Source organism: Clostridium sardiniense, assembly GCF_019753795.1.
GTDB lineage: Bacteria > Bacillota > Clostridia > Clostridiales > Clostridiaceae > Clostridium > Clostridium sardiniense.
In genome coordinates this window covers 1-375 of record NZ_JAIKTU010000059.1, presented here as the reverse complement: position 1 = coordinate 375, position 375 = coordinate 1, and the positions used below count along the sequence as shown (strand labels likewise).

Here is a 375-nt window from a genome sequence, read left to right as displayed (position 1 = left end):
TGCGGGTGTTGCTTAATGGTAAAGCTCTAGCCTTCCAAGCTAGCCACGAGGGTTCGATTCCCTTCACCCGCTCCAATACATGCGTCTTTAGCTCAGCTGGATAGAGCAACGCCCTTCTAAGGCGTGGGCCAGGAGTTCGAATCTCTTAAGACGCACCATTATTATGCGCTATTAGCTCAGTTGGTAGAGCACCTGACTCTTAATCAGGGTGTCCCGGGTTCGAATCCCTGATGGCGCACCAAAATATGATGGTGAATGTAGTTCAGTTGGTAGAGCGCCAGATTGTGGTTCTGGTTGTCGTGGGTTCGAGTCCCATCATTCACCCCATGTAGGGATATCGCCAAGCGGTAAGGCACCACACTTTGACTGTGGTAT

At 50.9% G+C, this 375-nt stretch carries 4 tRNA genes; all 4 read left to right on the top strand.

Annotated elements, in window-relative coordinates:
- Position 1: 1 nt before the first annotated feature.
- The 4 genes from K5V21_RS19175 to K5V21_RS19160 all read left to right on the top strand — a co-directional run bounded on the left by K5V21_RS19175 (position 2) and on the right by K5V21_RS19160 (position 327).
- Positions 2–75 (top strand) — tRNA-Gly (locus tag K5V21_RS19175).
- A gap of 6 nt (positions 76–81) precedes the next feature.
- A tRNA-Arg gene (locus K5V21_RS19170) sits at positions 82–158 on the top strand.
- 7 nt (positions 159–165) lie between these two features.
- A tRNA-Lys gene (locus K5V21_RS19165) sits at positions 166–241 on the top strand.
- A 10-nt stretch (positions 242–251) separates the two neighbouring features.
- Positions 252–327: transfer RNA gene (locus K5V21_RS19160), tRNA-His, on the top strand.
- The last annotated feature ends 48 nt before the right edge of the window (positions 328–375 follow it).